The 15,510-nt window shown below is 70.8% G+C and carries 17 protein-coding genes and 1 riboswitch; of the genes, 7 read left to right on the top strand and 10 right to left on the bottom strand.

What is annotated here, in order from left to right:
• Nucleotides 1-213: 213 nt before the first annotated feature.
• The gene (locus ACIREE_RS15800) at nucleotides 214-468 is read left to right on the top strand and encodes a bacterioferritin-associated ferredoxin (protein WP_404151409.1); all 255 of its coding nucleotides are present in this window, start codon (nucleotides 214-216) and stop codon (nucleotides 466-468) included.
• A gap of 19 nt (nucleotides 469-487) precedes the next feature.
• Here the strand turns inward: ACIREE_RS15800 and bfr are convergent, their stop codons facing one another.
• Nucleotides 488-967, bottom strand: coding sequence for a bacterioferritin (gene bfr / locus ACIREE_RS15805; protein WP_404151411.1), 480 nt, complete (start codon nucleotides 965-967; stop codon nucleotides 488-490).
• 175 nt (nucleotides 968-1,142) lie between these two features.
• On the opposite strand from bfr, the gene ACIREE_RS15810 reads away from it, so the two are divergent.
• Nucleotides 1,143-1,775, top strand: a complete 633-nt coding sequence (locus tag ACIREE_RS15810; protein WP_404151412.1) for a sulfite oxidase-like oxidoreductase — start codon at nucleotides 1,143-1,145, stop codon at nucleotides 1,773-1,775.
• 60 nt (nucleotides 1,776-1,835) lie between these two features.
• Here the strand turns inward: ACIREE_RS15810 and ACIREE_RS15815 are convergent, their stop codons facing one another.
• From ACIREE_RS15815 to thiO, 6 genes are all read right to left on the bottom strand, one after another.
• Nucleotides 1,836-2,336, bottom strand: a complete 501-nt coding sequence (locus ACIREE_RS15815; protein ID WP_404151414.1) for a DUF4396 domain-containing protein — start codon at nucleotides 2,334-2,336, stop codon at nucleotides 1,836-1,838.
• Between the two features lie 87 nt (nucleotides 2,337-2,423).
• Nucleotides 2,424-3,299 (bottom strand): deoxyribonuclease IV, encoded by an 876-nt coding sequence (locus tag ACIREE_RS15820; RefSeq protein WP_404151416.1) that lies wholly within the window; start codon nucleotides 3,297-3,299, stop codon nucleotides 2,424-2,426.
• Nucleotides 3,300-3,390: 91 nt separating this feature from the next.
• A complete protein-coding gene (gene pknB / locus ACIREE_RS15825; RefSeq protein ID WP_404151417.1) occupies nucleotides 3,391-5,340 on the bottom strand; it encodes a Stk1 family PASTA domain-containing Ser/Thr kinase in 1,950 nt (649 codons plus the stop codon).
• Between the two features lie 83 nt (nucleotides 5,341-5,423).
• Complete coding sequence (locus tag ACIREE_RS15830; protein WP_404151419.1) at nucleotides 5,424-6,218, bottom strand: thiazole synthase; 795 nt, start codon at nucleotides 6,216-6,218, stop codon at nucleotides 5,424-5,426.
• Between the two features lie 6 nt (nucleotides 6,219-6,224).
• Nucleotides 6,225-6,425: a sulfur carrier protein ThiS gene (thiS, locus tag ACIREE_RS15835; RefSeq protein ID WP_404151421.1), complete on the bottom strand. Its 201-nt coding sequence runs from the start codon at nucleotides 6,423-6,425 to the stop codon at nucleotides 6,225-6,227.
• Nucleotides 6,422-7,597 carry a glycine oxidase ThiO gene (gene thiO / locus ACIREE_RS15840; RefSeq protein WP_404151423.1) on the bottom strand — a complete coding sequence of 392 codons (1,176 nt, stop codon included), beginning with the start codon at nucleotides 7,595-7,597 and terminating at the stop codon, nucleotides 6,422-6,424. Before thiO ends, thiS begins: the two co-directional genes overlap by 4 nt.
• Nucleotides 7,595-7,708, bottom strand: a riboswitch (TPP riboswitch). (Overlaps the previous gene by 3 nt.)
• Before the next feature lie 180 nt (nucleotides 7,709-7,888).
• Here thiO and ACIREE_RS15845 point away from each other — a divergent pair.
• The 5 genes from ACIREE_RS15845 to ACIREE_RS15865 all read left to right on the top strand — a co-directional run bounded on the left by ACIREE_RS15845 (nucleotide 7,889) and on the right by ACIREE_RS15865 (nucleotide 12,285).
• Nucleotides 7,889-9,121, top strand: a complete 1,233-nt coding sequence (locus ACIREE_RS15845; protein ID WP_404151425.1) for an NAD(P)/FAD-dependent oxidoreductase — start codon at nucleotides 7,889-7,891, stop codon at nucleotides 9,119-9,121.
• Between the two features lie 91 nt (nucleotides 9,122-9,212).
• Nucleotides 9,213-9,578 carry an Rv2175c family DNA-binding protein gene (locus tag ACIREE_RS15850; protein WP_324768380.1) on the top strand — a complete coding sequence of 122 codons (366 nt, stop codon included), beginning with the start codon at nucleotides 9,213-9,215 and terminating at the stop codon, nucleotides 9,576-9,578.
• A 76-nt stretch (nucleotides 9,579-9,654) separates the two neighbouring features.
• Entirely contained in the window at nucleotides 9,655-10,302 is a 648-nt protein-coding gene (thiE, locus tag ACIREE_RS15855) for a thiamine phosphate synthase (RefSeq protein WP_404151427.1), read from the top strand.
• Nucleotides 10,303-10,428: 126 nt separating this feature from the next.
• Nucleotides 10,429-11,349, top strand: coding sequence for a methylenetetrahydrofolate reductase [NAD(P)H] (gene metF / locus ACIREE_RS15860; RefSeq protein WP_404151428.1), 921 nt, complete (start codon nucleotides 10,429-10,431; stop codon nucleotides 11,347-11,349).
• Nucleotides 11,350-11,394: 45 nt separating this feature from the next.
• The gene (locus tag ACIREE_RS15865) at nucleotides 11,395-12,285 is read left to right on the top strand and encodes a hypothetical protein (protein ID WP_404151430.1); all 891 of its coding nucleotides are present in this window, start codon (nucleotides 11,395-11,397) and stop codon (nucleotides 12,283-12,285) included.
• Between the two features lie 65 nt (nucleotides 12,286-12,350).
• On the opposite strand, the gene ACIREE_RS15870 is transcribed toward ACIREE_RS15865, so the two are convergent.
• The 3 genes from ACIREE_RS15870 to ACIREE_RS15880 form a co-directional block, all read right to left on the bottom strand.
• Nucleotides 12,351-13,847 (bottom strand): phytoene desaturase family protein, encoded by a 1,497-nt coding sequence (locus ACIREE_RS15870; RefSeq protein WP_404151432.1) that lies wholly within the window; start codon nucleotides 13,845-13,847, stop codon nucleotides 12,351-12,353.
• A gap of 43 nt (nucleotides 13,848-13,890) precedes the next feature.
• Complete coding sequence (locus ACIREE_RS15875) at nucleotides 13,891-14,502, bottom strand: DUF4126 domain-containing protein (protein ID WP_404151434.1); 612 nt, start codon at nucleotides 14,500-14,502, stop codon at nucleotides 13,891-13,893.
• Nucleotides 14,503-14,861: 359 nt separating this feature from the next.
• The gene (locus tag ACIREE_RS15880; RefSeq protein ID WP_404151435.1) at nucleotides 14,862-15,500 is read right to left on the bottom strand and encodes a TetR/AcrR family transcriptional regulator; all 639 of its coding nucleotides are present in this window, start codon (nucleotides 15,498-15,500) and stop codon (nucleotides 14,862-14,864) included.
• Nucleotides 15,501-15,510: the final 10 nt, after the last annotated feature.

Consider the following 15,510-nt stretch of genomic DNA (forward strand, 5'->3'; position numbering starts at 1 on the left):
CTCTCGGCCGGTGGGGGTTGGTTGGGGGGGTTTTGCTCCCCCCCCCCCCCCCCCGGGGCGGCGGGGGGGGGGGGGGGGGGGGGGCCGCCCCCCCCCCCCCCCCCCCCCCCCCCGCCGCTTTTGTGCTTCGGGCCCGGCGGGTAAGGTTAGGTTAGCCTCACCGATTCATCGGGACGGCCGCACCTATGAGTCCTGACCGGGAGGTGAACCCGCGTGTACGTCTGCAACTGCTTCGGCGTGACCGAAGACCAGGTGAAGAAGCACGCGGAGAGCGGCGCCGGTACCCCCCGCCAGATCGCGTCGGCCTGCAAGGCCGGCACCGACTGCGGCTCCTGCGTGCGCCGCATTCAGGCGCTGCTCGGGCGGGGAGCCTGCCCGCGGCGCGACCTCGTCGAGCGGATCGAGGGCACCGAGCAGACCGCCGCGCAGGGCGATGACGCCTCGGTGGCCTACCCGGAAGCCGCCTGACGCCTCCCGGCGCCGCCGCTCAGCTGTCCGGCTGCTCGATCTGCTGGGCCAGGTAGAGCGCCTCACCGAGCTTCTCGATCAGCTCCAGCTGGGTGTCGAGATAGTCGATGTGGTGCTCCTCGTCCTCCAGGATCTCCTCGAAGATCCGGGCCGACGTCACATCGCCCTTGCCCCGCATGACGTCGATGCCGCGCCTGAGGCGGTCGATCGCCTCGACCTCCACCTGCCGGTCGGCCTGGAACATCTCGGTGACCGTCTGCCCGACCCGTACATGGAACAGCCGCTGGTAGTTCGGCAGAGCATCGAGAAAGAGGATCCGTTCCGTCAGCTTGTCCGCGTGCTTCATCTCGTCGATGGACTCGGCACGGGTGTAGTTCGCGAGCTTGGTCCAGCCATTGTTGTCCTGGATCCGGTAGTGGAGCCAGTACTGATTGATGGCCGTCAACTCGCCCGTGAGCTGCTCGTTGAGGAATTCGATGACCTCGGGGTCGCCCTGCATCGCAGAGGCTCCTTCCGCGTGGTGGACTGGGCAGGTTTCGCGCATCCTTGCACCGGCACCCAAACGCGTCCAGTAAGTGCACGCTTAGTAGGAGTTGCCCCAATCGTTGAACGGTCGCGGCACGTCGAGACCTGCATGGTCATGGCCACTGCCCGGGGTCTGTCAGGATGGAGGCATGGGTCATCCGGTGGGTAGCGCGTCTGGGGGAGCAGTGCAGCCGGAGCTTCCGCCCGGGCAGCGCCTGCAGCGCGGCTGGCCGGTCACGCACTACGGTCCGGTGCCCAAGTTCCGGCCCGAGCGCTGGGAGTTCAGGGTCTTCGGGTCCACCGCCGACGGTGACAAGCACTGCTGGAACCACGAGGAGTTCTCGGCGCTGCCGTACGCGAGCGTGGTCGGCGATCTGCACTGCGTCACGAAGTTCAGCATGCTCGCCGCCGAGTGGGGCGGGGTGCTCGCCTCCACGATCCTGGAGCTGGCGCCGCCGGACCCCGCGACCACGCATGTGATGGTCTGGGCCGAGTACGGCTTCAGCTCCAATCTGCGGCTGTCCGATTTCGCCGCGGACCGCACCATTTTCGCCACTCATAAGGGCGGCGAACTGCTCACCGCCGAGCACGGGTTCCCGCTGCGCCTCGTCGTGCCTCAGCTGTATGCGTGGAAGGGGCCGAAGTGGGTGCGCGGGGTCGAGTACATGACCGCGGACCGGCGGGGGTTCTGGGAGGAGCGCGGGTACCACAACGTGGGCGACCCGTGGCAGGAGCAGCGGTACTCGTATCAGGAAGTGCCCGGGGAAGGGCCTGAGCTCTAGTTCTAGTTCTAGTTCTCTGATCCTGCCGTCTGTCGTCTGTTGTGCGCCGTTCGCTGTTTCTCAGTGGTGGTAGCTGTGCATCACCGCGTGGCCCTTGCCGCGGCCGATCATCCAGCGGTTGACCGGGGTCGTGACGACGAAGGCGATCGCCAATGACGTGGCCAGCGAGCCCCAGAACAACGCGTCCGAGAGCTGGGCGTCCATCGCGCTCGGCCACAGGGCGATGACGCCGTTGTCGATCAGCTCCATCACCGCGATGGAGAGAGTGTCCGCGGCGAGCGCGACCCGGAACGCCGTCCTGAAGCCGACGCCGGCCTTGAGGACGCTGCGCAGGGTCAGCGAGTAACCGAAGACGAACGCGAGCGCGATCGCCAGGATCGTCGTCGGCAGGTTGCCCCAGGTGAGCGCGGTGCCGATCACCATGCCGAGGATCTCGCCGATGGCGCAGCCGGTGAGGCAGTGCAGTGTGGCCTGGGCGGCTGTGGACCAGGTGACCTTGCCGTGGGTGCCGGTGCCGGTGTCTTGGGTGTGGTGCTCGTGTGTGTGGTGCTCGTGCTGCATGGTTCCCCCAGCGGTCGGTAGCGGTTCCTGCCCATTGCGGGAACCGTATACCCCCTGGGGGTATTCCCCATGTGTATCCGGTGGCTCTCAGATCGTGGCGCGGAGCTCCTTGAGGCGGGCGATGTCCGCCGCGTTGCCTTCCTTGCCGCCCGGTGTCTCGATGATCAGCGGGACGTTCTCGGTCGCCGGGTGGGTCATCAACTCGTGGAAGGGTTCGGCCCCGATGTGGCCCGAGCCGATGTTCTCGTGGCGGTCCTTGTGCGCGCCGACGACATCCTTGGAGTCATTCGCGTGGATCAGTTTGAGGCGCCCCTCGCCGATCGTGTCCACGAGGAGGTCGAGAGTCTGCTTCATGCCGCCCGGGCCCGCGAGGTCGTGACCGGCCGCGTAGATGTGGCAGGTGTCGAGACAGACGCCCAGCTTGGGATGGCGGTCGAGGGCGTCGAAGTACGGGCCGAAGTCCCAGGTGCGCGAGCACAGGGACGCGCCCTGGCCCGCGGTCGACTCCAGGAGGAGGAACGGGTCGTCGTCGTGGGTCAGTTCGTCGAGCAGGGGCAGCAGGTGCTCACGGACCTGGGCGAGGGCGACGGCCCGGTCGCGGCCGCCGGTCGCGGAACCGGTGTGCACGACCACGCCGAGTGCGCCGATCGCGCGGGCGCGGCGCAGGGAGTGCCGCATCGACTCGACGCTCTTCTCGACGGTGGCCTCGGTGTGCGAGCCGAAGTTGATCAGGTACGGGGCGTGGACGTAGGCCGGGATGTTCTCGGCGGCGCAGTGCGCGCGGAACCGCTCGTCCTGCTGGGGGTTGCCGGGGGAAGTGGCCCAGCCGCGAGGGTTGGCCACGAAGACCTGGACGGCCTCGGCCTCGAGGTCCTGCGCGTAGGAGAGCCCTATGGAGGCGAGGCCGCCGGCGACGGGGACGTGCCCGCCGATGGGGTTGCGGGTGCGGATGTTGCTGTTCACCCGGTCCAGGGTGTCATCCTTCCCCTCAGGAGCAATATCCTTCCCCTCCGGAGCATGGACATGAGCGCGGCCCGATCCGCGCGACCGGCGGCTAGCGGATCGTGATCTTGATCGTGGAGCCCTTGGGGGCCTCGTCGCCGCCCTCCACGGACTGACTCTTGACCGTGTCACCGAAGAGGCCCAGGAGGCCACGGTCCTCGTCGACATCAAAACCCGCGCCCTCGAGCTTGGCGTGCGCATCGTCGACGCTCATGCCCGTGACGTCCGGCACCTCGACCATCGGCGGGCCCTTGGAGATGACCAGGGTCACCGTGTCGCCCTCGGCGAGACGGCCGTCGCTGGGGGACTGGCGGGCCACGTCGCCCTTGTCCTCATCGGAGTTGACCCGCTTCGTGTCGATCTCCGCCTCCAGACCCGCTTCCTGGAGCTCGGCCACGGCGTCGTCCTCGGACTCGCCCGTGACGTCGGGCACGTCGACCGGTGCGCCCTTGGAGATGACGAGAGCGACCGCGGATCCGGAGTCGCGGGTCGCGCCCGCATCCGGGTTCGTGCTGATCACGGAGCCCTTGTCGACCTCTTCGCTGAACGCCTTGGTGATCATGCCCGGCGCCAGACCGCGCTTCTTCAGGTCGCTCTTCGCTGTCGCGAGAGGCGTGCCCTTGAGGCTGGGGACCTTGACCGTCTTCGGGCCCTTGGACACCGTCAGGTTCACCGTGCCGTCGTCACGGATGCGGGCGTTCGCCGCCGGGTCCGTGTCCATGACGGTGCCGCGCTTGTACGCGTCGCTGTACTTGTACGTGGTCCTGCCGCCCGGCTGGAGGCCCGCCTCGTCGAGGCGCTGCTTCGCCTGCGCCTCTGTCTTGGCGAGCAGGCGCGGGACCTTGGTGAACTGGCCCGAGTTGATGTACCAGACGCCCGCGCCGACACCGAGGACCAAGAGGATCGCCGCGACGATCGCGAACGTGCCGCGCCGCGGACGGCCACCCCTGCGGCGCGCGGGCGCGGGTGCCGGTGGTGCCGGTGGCGGTGTCCGCAGGATGCTCGTGCGGTTGAACCGGTCCTCTTCGGTCGGCAGTCCCGTCGGCAGTTCCGTCGGTAGCGGGAGCTGCGCCGCGCGCGGGATCACGCTCGTACGGTCCTCCGCGCCCGCATGCTCCTTGTCCCGGGCCTGCGGCGGCGCCGCGTCCAGCTGGGCGTCGGTCAGCGTCGACCGGGCTTCCCGCACGTCGGCGAGGAGCGCCACCGCGTCGTACGGGCGCAGCTGCACGGCGCGCGCGGTGGCCGACGCGACCAGGTCGTCGAGTGCGAAGGGGAGGCCGGGCACGGCCGCCGAGGGCGGCGGCACGTCCTCGTTGAGGTGCTTGTAGAGAACCTGGGCCGGGGTGTCACCGGAGTGCGGTTTGCCGCCCGTCAGCATCTCGTAGAGGACCACCCCGCACGCGTAGACGTCCACGCCGGCCGTCGCCGTGCCGTCCTCGATCTGCTCGGGCGCCAGATACGAGACCGTGCCGAGGAGCGTCCCGGTGGTGCTCGTGACCGTGTCCACCGCGCGGACCAGGCCGAAGTCCGCCACCTTCACGCGGCCGTCGTCCCCTATCAGGACGTTCTCCGGCTTCATGTCACGGTGGACGAAGCCCGCGCGGTGCGCCGCTCCGAGCGCGGCGAGCACCGGTTCCAGGATGTCGAGCGCCGCCCGGGGCCGCAGCGCACCGCGGTCGTGCAGGACGTCGCGGAGCGTGCAGCCCGCGATGTACTCCATCGCCAGATAGACGTACGCGCCGTCGGCACCCTGGTCGAAGACACCGACCACGTTCGGGTGCGAGAGACGGGCCACCGACTTGGCCTCGCGGATGAAACGCTCGACGAACGAGACGTCGGCCGCCAGCGAGGGGTGCATCACCTTGAGCGCGAGCACGCGGTCGAGGCGCGTGTCCACGGCCCGGTAGACCGTGGCCATCCCGCCGACCGCGATACGTGCGTCGATGCGGTACCGGCCGTCGAGCACATGCCCGAGCAACGGGTCCTGAAGGGTCGTGTCCACGCAAGGGAGTCTACGAGGAGCGACTGACAGGGCTCGCGCCCGCTGCGGGACCGGGCCCGTACTGCAGCAGAGCTGTGACCCTGTCAGAAGGCCGGGCGCTCGGGGTCGAGGTGGGCCCGCCCCTGCCTGGGCGAGGAGGCCTCGGCGAAGTGGCGCTTGGGGATGCGGCCCGCGCGGTACGCGAGCCGGCCCGCCTCCACCGCGTGCCGCATGCCCTCGGCCATGAGCACCGGTTCCTGGGCCCGGGTCACCGCCGAGGCGAGCATCACACCCGCGCATCCCAGCTCCATGGCGAGGGCCGCGTCGGAGGCCGTCCCCGCGCCCGCGTCCAGGATCACCGGCACGCGCGCGTGCTCGACGATCAGCTGGAAGTTGTGCGGGTTGCGGATGCCGAGCCCCGAGCCGATGGGAGAGCCGAGCGGCATGATCGCCGCGCAGCCCACGTCCTCCAGCTTGCGGGCCAGGACGGGGTCGTCGTTGGTGTAGGGCAGCACGGTGAAGCCGTCGTCGACCAGGGTCTCGGCGGCGTCCAGGGTCTCGATCGGGTCGGGCAGGAGGGTGCGCTCGTCGGCGATCACCTCGAGTTTGACGAGGTCCGTACCGAGTGCCTCACGCGCGAGGCGGGCCGTGAGGACCGCTTCTCCGGCCGTGAAGCAGCCCGCGGTGTTGGGAAGAACCTGGATGTTGAGCTTCTCCAGGACCGACAGGACCGAGCCGTGCACCGACGCGTTCACGCGGCGCATCGCCACTGTGGTGAGTTCGGTGCCGGAGGCGGTCAGGGAGCGTTCCAGGATGTCGAGGCTCGGGGCGCCCCCCGTACCCATGATCAGGCGCGAGGAGTACGAGGTGCCTGCGAGGACGAAAGCGTCGTCGGCCATGGACGATCAGCCTCCTTGTACGGCGGTGAGGACCTCGACGCGATCCCCTTCGCAGAGCGCCGTCGCGGACCACCGGGTGCGCGGGACGACGGTCTCGTTGAGGGCGGCGGCGACGCCGGAGTGTGCGGTGGTGAGTGTGGTGACGAGGGCTTCGAGGGTGGTCTCGGTGGTCACCGCGCGCGGCTCACCGTTGACGGATACGTTCATGCGGGCTGCTCCAAGGAGGCGTCACTGCTGCGGAAACGCCCCGGGGTGAACGGGCGGGCCTCTTCCGGGAGTTCGCCGGTGGCCAGGACCCGCGCCATCGCGTCACCGGTGACCGGCGTGAGCAGTACTCCGTTGCGATAGTGGCCGGTGGCCAGAAGGAGGCCCGGCAGGGTCGTCGGGCCGAGGAGCGGGGCGTTGTCGGGGGAGCCGGGGCGCAGGCCCGCACAGGTCTCGGTGAGGGGCAGTTCCGTGATGCCGGGGACGAGTTCGTGGGCGTCCCGCAGGAGTTCGTAGACCCCGCCGGCCGTGACCGTGGTGTCCCAGCCGAGCTCCTCGCTGGTGGCGCCCACGACGAGCTCGCCGTTGACGCGCGGCACCAGGTAGAGGTGGCTGCCGCGGACGACCGCGCGGACCGTGCGGCTGAGGAACGGCGCGTACTGCCGGGGCACCGTCAGCCGCAGGACCTGGCCCTTGACCGGGCGGACCGGAGGCAGCACCTCGTCCGGGACTCCGGCGAGACGGCCGCTGAGGCTGCCCGCCGCGAGCACGGTCTGGTCGGCCGCGAGCTCGGTGCCGTCGTCGAGGACGACGCCGCGCGCCCGGTCCCGTACGACGGAGAGCCGCTCGACCCAGGACCGGTGGAAGTCCACGCCCGCACGCTCGCAGGCCGTCACAAGGGCGCCCGCGAGCCTTCTCGGGTCGATCTGATGGTCACCGTCGACGCGCAGGCCCCCGCGCACGCCCGGCGCGAGCATCGGCTCGAGGCGGCGGCAGTCGCGGCCCGACAACCACTCGGACTCCAGGCCCGACTTCTGTTGCAGCGCGTGCAGTTCACGCAAATGCGCCCGGTCGTCCGCGTCCAGCGCGACCGCCAGCGTGCCGCACGCGCGGTAGCCGAGATCCCGTCCCGAGGCCTCGGACAGCTCGGCCGCGAACTGCGGATAGCGGCGCGCCGACTCGACGTTCAGACCGAGCAACGCCTCTTCGCCGTAGTGGAGTTCGGTGACTGCGGCCAGCATGCCGGCCGCCACCTGAGCGGCCCCGCCACCCGGTCCGGGATCCACCACCGCGACGGACAGACCACGCTGCGCGGCCCTCCACGCGGTGACCAGACCGATGATGCCGCCCCCGACGATCAGTACGTCGGTGGCTTTGTGCGCAGTACGCGACATGGGCGTCCAGCCCCTCCCTTCGCCGGCATGACCCGGATCAGGTTCGTACGGTCGGAGGCCGCTCCAGCCTCCCTCTCAGCCCGCTGCGTACGGGCTCCCGCGAGTGCTTTACGTCGGCCACCCTAACTCCTGCGCGCGACCCCCAGTAAGGGAGCCTCCGGCCGTTGCCCGTCGGCTCGACGGCACGTTGGGGGTTTGATCTCTAAACCGGTGACACGTGTGCAGGACGTCACGGCACGGGAGTGGTCCGCGCCGCTGACTGTCGCAAGATCAGGTGCCTAAGGTGATCCTGTGAGCGAGCAGCGGAGCGGTAACGGGACACCTTCAGGGCAGCGGCACGTGGTCGTCATCGGCGCGGGAATGGCCGGCGTCCAGACGGCCGTGGCCCTGCGCGAACAGGGCTTCTCCGGTGCCGTCACGCTGATCGGCGCGGAGCCCCACCAGCCCTACGACCGGCCGCCGCTGTCCAAGGCCGTGCTGCTCGGCAAGGCCGACGGCTCCGCGTTCGACGTCGACTTCGAGGCGCTCGGCGTCACCCTGCAGGTGGGCCGCGAGGTCACGGGGGTGCGCCCCGGCGACCACGAACTGGACACGGCCGCGGGCACCGTCCCCTACGACGTCCTGGTCGTCGCCACCGGCGCCGAACCGGTCAGGCTGCCGGGCGCGGAGGCCGCCCCCGGAGTGCATGTGCTGCGCACCCTCGACGACGCAGAGCGGCTGCGGCCCGTGCTCGCCGGGCAGCGCGACGTGGTGGTCGTGGGGGCCGGATGGATCGGCGCCGAGTTCGCCACCGCCGCCCGCGAGGCCGGCTGCCGGGTCACCGTCGTGGAGGCGGCCGAGCGGCCGCTCGTCGGAGCGCTGCCCGCCGAGGTCGCGGCCCCCATGACGGCCTGGTACGCGGACGCCGGAGTCCGACTGCGCACCCGCGCGCGCGTGGAGCGCGTCGAGCCGGGGGCCGTGGTCCTGGACGACGGGGCCCGGCTGCCTGCCGAAGCGGTCGTCGTCGGCATCGGCGCCTGCCCGGCCACCCGCTGGCTGGAGGGCTCCGGCATCGAGCTGGGCGCCCACGGCGAGGTGGTGGCGGACGCGAGCCTGCGGACGTCCGTGCCCGACGTGTACGCCGTGGGGGACTGCTCGTCGTTCCCCTCGCGGCGCTACGGAGAGCGCCTGATGGTCCACCACTGGGACAACGCCCTACAGGGACCGCGCACGGTCGCGGCGAACATCATCGGTGAGACACCGGCCGTGTACGACCCGGTGCCCTACTTCTGGTCCGAGCAGTTCGGCCGCTTCGTGCAGTACGCGGGCCACCACGGCGCCGCCGACGCGACGGTATGGCGCGGCGATCCGGCCGGCGCGGCGTGGTCGGTGTGCTGGCTGCGCGAGGGCGCCCTGGTGGCGGTGCTGGCCGTCGGCAAGCCCCGGGACCTGGCGCAGGGCCGAAAACTGATCGAGGCGGGCACCGCGCTGGACCCGGACCGGCTGGCCGATCCCGCCCGCCCCTTGAAGTCCGCTCTGGCGTGATCGTCGCCCGGACCCACGGTCCGAACTGCGGAAACACCTGGTCAGCCCGCCCCGGCTTCCGACTGTCAGTCCGGGATGGCACGCTTGTCCCGTGACCGAGATTGACGCAAAGATCGATGCTCTCGTCCCCGACTGGCTCACCCTCCCCGACATTGCCGAGCAATTCGGCATCGAGGTGACGCGTGTGCGACAGCTGGTGAAGGAGGGCCAGGTGATCGCCGTACGCCGTGGTGAGAACAGGGCGCTGCACGTGCCTGCCGCCTTCATCGACGGCGACAAGATCGTCAAGGGCCTCACCGGCACCCTGACGCTCCTGCGGGACGACGGCTTCAGCGACGCCGAGATGCTGGAGTGGCTCTTCACCCCCGACCCGAGCCTGCCGGGGACGCCCGCGCAGGCCCTGAGCGAGAATCGCGGCACGGAGGTGAAGCGCCGCGCCCAGGCGCTCGCCGTCTGACCTGACAACCGTCCGGCGTGCGCACCACGGCCTCCGTGGTGCGCACGCCACCGCCATCGACAACGGGGGATTTCCCATGGCCGACCCGAAGCGCGCGCAGCTCGCCGATGCCCGGCTCTACCTGTGCACCGACGCTCGCAAGCGCCAGGGAGACCTGCCGGAGTTCCTCGACGCCGTGCTCGCCGGCGGCGTGGACATCGTGCAGCTGCGCGACAAGGGCATGGAGGCGGGCGAGGAGCTGGAGCACCTCGCCGTGTTCGCCGACGCGGCCCGCCGCCACGGCAAGCTCTTCGCGGTCAACGACCGGGCGGACGTCGCGCACGCGAGCGGCTCGGACGTGCTGCACCTGGGCCAGGGCGACCTGCCCGTCCCCGCGGCCCGCGCCGTCCTCGGCGACGACGTCCTCATAGGCCGCTCCACGCACTCCGACGCGGAGGCCTCGGCCGCCGCCGTCCAGGACGGCGTGGACTACTTCTGCACGGGCCCCTGCTGGCCGACCCCGACCAAGCCCGGCCGCCACGCCCCCGGCCTCGGCCTGGTGCGCCACACCGCGGGCCTCGGCACCGACCGCCCCTGGTTCGCCATTGGCGGCATCGACCTGGGGAACCTGGACGAGGTCCTGGAGGCCGGCGCCCGCCGTGCCGTCGTCGTCCGGGCCATCACGGAAGCCGACGATCCGGCCGCCGCGGCAGCCGAGTTCGCCAAGCGCCTGCGCGCGATGTGACGTACGAAAGCCTCTGAAGCTCCTCTGAAATCCCTTGGAGCGCCTCTGAGGAGGGGTGTTCCGCTCGTCTGTCCGCAAGGTGGACGGGGATTAGGGGCTACCGGATTCCGTCAGTAACCTGCCCGTATGGCCTTTGGCACCGCTTCCACCAGGACTGATCGCGCCCGCACCGTCCGTGACATGCTCGCGGCCGGCAAGACGACGTACTCGTTCGAGTTCTCCGCGCCGAAGACGGAGAAGGGCGAGCGCAACCTGTGGAACGCGCTGCGCAGGGTCGAGGCCGTCGCACCCGACTTTGTCTCCGTGACGTACGGCGCGGGTGGGTCCACGCGCGCGGGCACGGTCAAGGAGACCGAGCAGATCGTCGCCGACACGACGCTGACGCCGGTCGCCCACATCACCGCCGTCGAGCACTCGGTCGCCGAACTGCGCAACATCATCGGCCAGTACGCCGACGCCGGGATCCGGAACATGCTCGCGGTCCGCGGAGACCCGCCCGGTGACCCCATGGCCGACTGGATCTCGCACCCCGAGGGGCTGACGTACGCGGCCGAACTCGTCGAGTTGATCAAGGAGTCGGGGGACTTCTGTGTCGGCGTCGCCGCGTTCCCCGCGATGCATCCGCGCTCCGCGGAGTGGGACACCGATGTGCGGCACTTCGTCGACAAGTGCCGGGCAGGCGCCGACTACGCGATCACGCAGATGTTCTTCTACCCGGAGGAGTACCTGCGGCTGCGCGACCGGGTCGCCGCGGCGGGCTGCGAGACGCCGATCATTCCGGAATGCATGCCGGTGACGAGCGTGCGCATGCTCGAACGCCTGCCGCAGCTGAGCAATGCCGACTTTCCTCCGGCGCTGAAAGAGCGGATCCTCACAGCGAAAGACGATCCAGCCGCTGTACGCTCCATTGGCATCGAGTTCGCGACGGAGTTCTGCGCGAAGCTGCTTGACGAAGGTGTCCCGGGTCTGCACTTCATTACGCTCAACAACTCCACGGCGACGCTGGAAATCTACGAGAACCTGGGCCTGCACGACCAGCAGGCCTGATGGGCCGTACCCGCAAGGGGATACGGCCGTACGAGAGGGGCGTACATGGGCTGGGCGGTCCTCTACATCGCGTTCGGACTGGTGGCACTCTGGCTCCTCGGTGAGGTGCTGCTGCAGTACAAGGCGCGCCTGCGCTGGCGCCTGCTCGCCTTCGGGGGTTTCCTCGGGGTGGTCCTCGGTGTCCTGATGCCGTCGGTGATCGTCATCGCGGCCGGGGCCATCGCCTTCGCGATCGGCCAGACGTACGTCACGCTGTCGTTCCGCCGCGGCTTCGCCTCGGGCTGGGCGCTCAAGAACGGCCCGGGTGGTGCGGGCGCCGCGGAGAGCGGCAGCAAGCGCCGCAAGCGGGGGACGGTCCGCCAGGACCCGACGCTCGAGGTCTCCGACCTGGAGTACGAGCAAGGGGCGCAGGAGCAGGAGTACGCGCCGGTGCCGGAGTCACCGGCCGAGGCCACCGCGGTGTACGCCACCACCGAGCCGATGCCCGACGACACCGGCCAGTACGGCGTCTACAGCGACACGGCGTACGCCCAGGCAGCCCAGGCCCAGCCCCAGGATCATCAGGGCTACGGATACGACAACGGGTCGTACGGATACGACCAGCAGAACTACGGCTACGACACCGGTCAGCAGCCGTACGCCGCGCCCTACTCGGACCCCTACATCGGGACCCAGACCTATCCGGCGCAGCCGCAGTACGGCGACCCGTACGCCACCGGCCAGGAGCAGTACGGCGACCCGTACGCGGCGGCCTCGGGCTACGGCACGGACACGCCTCCGGGCGGTGTCTGGGTGCCACAGCAGCGCGACGGCGACGAGCAGCAGCAGGGTTACGGCGGTGAACTGCCTCCCGAGCAGCCCTATCCGACGTACCCGCAGCACGACCCGAACACCGGGTACGACACGGGTTACAACGAGCAGCAGTACCGGTACTGAGGCGTCGGGTACCTCGGGTACCTCGGGGTATCTGGTCGGGTACCAAGGCGTCCGCCCGCCGCGGCTCACTGCGAGCCGCGGAACTCCGGGCCCTCCACGATCAGGCCCGCCACCAGCGCCCCCGACATGCCCGCGTGCGGCAGGCCGCCACCGGGATGCGACCAGCCGCCCACCGCGAAGAGGCCCGGCAGCTCCGTCCCGTTGGCCGGATGCAGCAGACTGCCGCGCGCCGCGGCCAGAGCGGGCGCGGGCACGGCCCCGCCCGCCGCTCCGGTCGCCTCGGTGATGTCCTGGGGCGTTCGGATCTCGTGCCACAGGAGGCGCTCGCGGAGGCCGGGGACGGCGCGCTCGGTCGCCGCGAGGACCGCTTCCACGTCGGCTTCGCCCACGCGCGCGTGGGGTGGCACCGTCACGGTGACGGTGACCGCCTCGTGCCCGGCGTCCGGGACCTGGGACTCCTCGCCGGTCCGCAGCACCGCGATCGTCGGTCTTTTGGGCCGTGGGCCGTCGTCGAACAGCCACGCCAACTCGGCGTCCCGGTCCGCCCCGTGCACCACGGTCCGGTGCGGCGTGCCCTCGGGCCGGGCTCCGCGCAACGCAAGGTGGACCGTGAGACGGCTGGACACCGCCGACTCGGCCTGCGCGGGCACCTCGCCCCGCACGGCCTGCCCAGGCAGCAGTCCGTCGAGCACACTCGGGGCGACGCCCGCCACCACGAAGCCGGCGTCGTGGAAGGTGCCATCGGCCAGCTCGACGCCCGCGGCGCGGCCGTCCTTCACCGCGATCCGGGCAACGGCAGCGTCGAACGTGAACTCGACCCCGCGCCGCAGACAGCGCGCGTACACCGCGTCCGCGAGCGCCCGCACGCCACCGCTCACCGCCCACGTCCCGAAGGTCTGCTCCATGTACGGCAGCACGGCCGCGCTCGCCGGTGCCGTACGAGGATCGAGGCCGTACGCCAGCGCGTACTGCTCGAGAAGCGCCACCAGACGCGGGTCACCGCCCAGCTCGTGAGCGCCGATCCCGGCGAGCGTCGTCGCCGTACGGTCCTTGCGCAGCAGGCGCCGCCGCACCACGGCCGGGTACGGCTCGCGGTCGGCGAGCACCTGCCAGTTCGGCCACAACGGCTCTTCGAGGAGGGGGCGCCGGGAGCGGTCCCAGGCCTCCCGCGCCCGGTCCATGAACGCCGACCAGCGCAGCCCCGCACCCGCGCCGACGGCCGCGTCCAGCGCCTCGGCGACCCCCGCACGCCGCGCGTTGGGCAGGTCCGCCGTCGTGCCGTCCGCGAAGACGTGCCGCACGGCCGGCTCGACCTGGGTGAGGCCGACGAGGTCCTCCAGGGGCTCCTTGCCCGTCTTGACGAACAGGTCGCGGTAGACCGCGGGCAGGAGGAGCAGCCCCGGGCCCGTGTCGAACGCGAAGCCGTCGCGCTCGAACCGGCCGACCGCGCCGCCGTACGTCGACGCGCCCTCGAAGACCACCGGCCGGTGGCCCGCGACGGCCAGCCGGGCGGCGGCCGCCATGGCGCCAAGACCCGCGCCGATCACCGCAATTCGTGCCATGCCAGGGACTCTAGCGGCCGCCACTGACAACGCCGCTCGCAGGTCACGGGGGCGGCGGCGCCTCCCGGGCGAGACGCTTCTCCTCGCGCCGCTGGGCGCGTCTGCGCAGGAACCTGCGGATGCGCCGGACGAGGAAGAACAACATCAGCAGGCCGAGGACCAGCAGCACCGCCGCGATGATCGCGGCCGCCTGCGGATGGAACATCGCGAACGTCACGACGCCGCCGACCCCAAGGTCCTCGGCGGTGCTGATCACGAAGTTCGACACCGGCTCGGGCGAGGTGTTGACCGCCATCCGGGTGCCGGCCTTCACGGTGTGGCTGGCCAGCGCCGTGGAACCGCCGATCGCGCCTGCCGCCAGATCGGGGAGCGACCCGCTCTGCCCGGCGAGCAACGCCCCGACGACCGCGCCCGACACCGGCCGGATCACGGTGTGCACGGTGTCCCAGGCCGAGTCCACGTAGGGAATCTTGTCGGCGACGGCCTCGCACAGGAAGAGCACGCCGGCCACGATCAGGACGTCCGGGCGCTGCAGCGACTCGGGGACCTCATCGGTCAGCCCGGTCGCGCCGAAGATGCCGAGCAGCAGGACCACCGCGTACGCGTTGATGCCGCTCGCCCAGCCACTGGTGAAGACCAGGGGGAGTACGGACACGTACAAGATCGTAACCAGGAGAGGACTCTCCGTGCCTGGGGTTGAGCACGCACGTCTGAGTATCCGTACCTAGAGAGTGAGATGAGTAGGTACACGGATGGGCCGCGACCTGCGCAGACGGAAGAGTGGTGGTCACGGAGAAGGGGCGCTGCTCCGGCACCGCCGACACGGGGCGGCGGAACGGGTGCGGCGCCTTTGACCGCTCCTCTCGCCCGCAAGGGCGAGAGCGAGGCACGGGGGACCCGGGAGACCGAACGGGGTCCAACGGGGGTAACGGGGGATGCGCCGGTCCGGTGAGGCCTGAGTGGGACCACAGGCCTTGCCGGACCGGCGCTCACGTATGCGGCGCGTTCTTCGCGTCAGCCGTGGGCCGCGCCCTTGCGCGTCAGCGCCGGGCCACCGGCCACGCGCCCCTGAAGGAGCAGCGACAGCGCGCCGTGCACATCGTCCAGCGAGCGCTCCGGCTGGAAGGCCTGCCAGTCGAGCGCGGCCACGAGGACCATGCCCACCAGGGCGGCAGCCGTCAGCGGGACATCGATCTCCTCGCTCAGCTCGCCGTTCTCCACCGCGTCGCGCAGCACCCCCTCGACGACGGCCACCGCCTCCTGGCGGACCACGGCGAGCGTGGACTGCCAGGCGCGGTTGGTGCGCCACAGTTCGGCGACGTAGAGCTGGGTGAAGGCCGGGTACTCGTCGATGAAGACGAGACCGGCGCGGATCATCGCGTCCAGGGCGTCGACCTTGCTGCCGCCTCTGGCGTCCGCCCTCTGTGCCGCGTCCCGCAAGGAGGTGGTCAAAAGCCCGACGCCGTGGCGCAGCAGCTCCTCGAAGAGGACCGACTTACTGGCGAAGTTGTAGTAGACGGTGCCTTTCGCGACCCCGGCGCGCTCGGCGATCTCGTCGACCGTCGTCGCGGAGAAGCCCTGCTCCGCGATGAGCGTGACAGCTGCCTCGTAGAGCTTCTGCCGGGTGGCCTGGCGCCGTGTGCTGCTTTCCATGCCCCCGATT

This window comes from Streptomyces sp. NPDC102467 (assembly GCF_044765445.1).
Classification (GTDB): domain Bacteria; phylum Actinomycetota; class Actinomycetes; order Streptomycetales; family Streptomycetaceae; genus Streptomyces.

Excerpts from the sequence above, each read along its gene's own strand:
- thiS (WP_404151421.1), bottom strand. The coding sequence starts at position 6,425 with ATGAACGTATCCGTCAACGGTGAGCCGCGCGCGGTGACCACCGAGACC.
- metF (WP_404151428.1), top strand. The coding sequence starts at position 10,429 with ATGGCCTTTGGCACCGCTTCCACCAGGACTGATCGCGCCCGCACCGTC.
- ACIREE_RS15870 (WP_404151432.1), bottom strand. The coding sequence starts at position 13,847 with ATGGCACGAATTGCGGTGATCGGCGCGGGTCTTGGCGCCATGGCGGCC.
- ACIREE_RS15865 (WP_404151430.1), top strand. The coding sequence starts at position 11,395 with ATGGGCTGGGCGGTCCTCTACATCGCGTTCGGACTGGTGGCACTCTGG.
- bfr (WP_404151411.1), bottom strand. The coding sequence starts at position 967 with ATGCAGGGCGACCCCGAGGTCATCGAATTCCTCAACGAGCAGCTCACG.
- thiE (WP_404151427.1), top strand. The coding sequence starts at position 9,655 with ATGGCCGACCCGAAGCGCGCGCAGCTCGCCGATGCCCGGCTCTACCTG.
- ACIREE_RS15815 (WP_404151414.1), bottom strand. The coding sequence starts at position 2,336 with ATGCAGCACGAGCACCACACACACGAGCACCACACCCAAGACACCGGC.
- ACIREE_RS15810 (WP_404151412.1), top strand. The coding sequence starts at position 1,143 with ATGGGTCATCCGGTGGGTAGCGCGTCTGGGGGAGCAGTGCAGCCGGAG.
- ACIREE_RS15830 (WP_404151419.1), bottom strand. The coding sequence starts at position 6,218 with ATGGCCGACGACGCTTTCGTCCTCGCAGGCACCTCGTACTCCTCGCGC.
- thiO (WP_404151423.1), bottom strand. The coding sequence starts at position 7,597 with ATGTCGCGTACTGCGCACAAAGCCACCGACGTACTGATCGTCGGGGGC.
- ACIREE_RS15880 (WP_404151435.1), bottom strand. The coding sequence starts at position 15,500 with ATGGAAAGCAGCACACGGCGCCAGGCCACCCGGCAGAAGCTCTACGAG.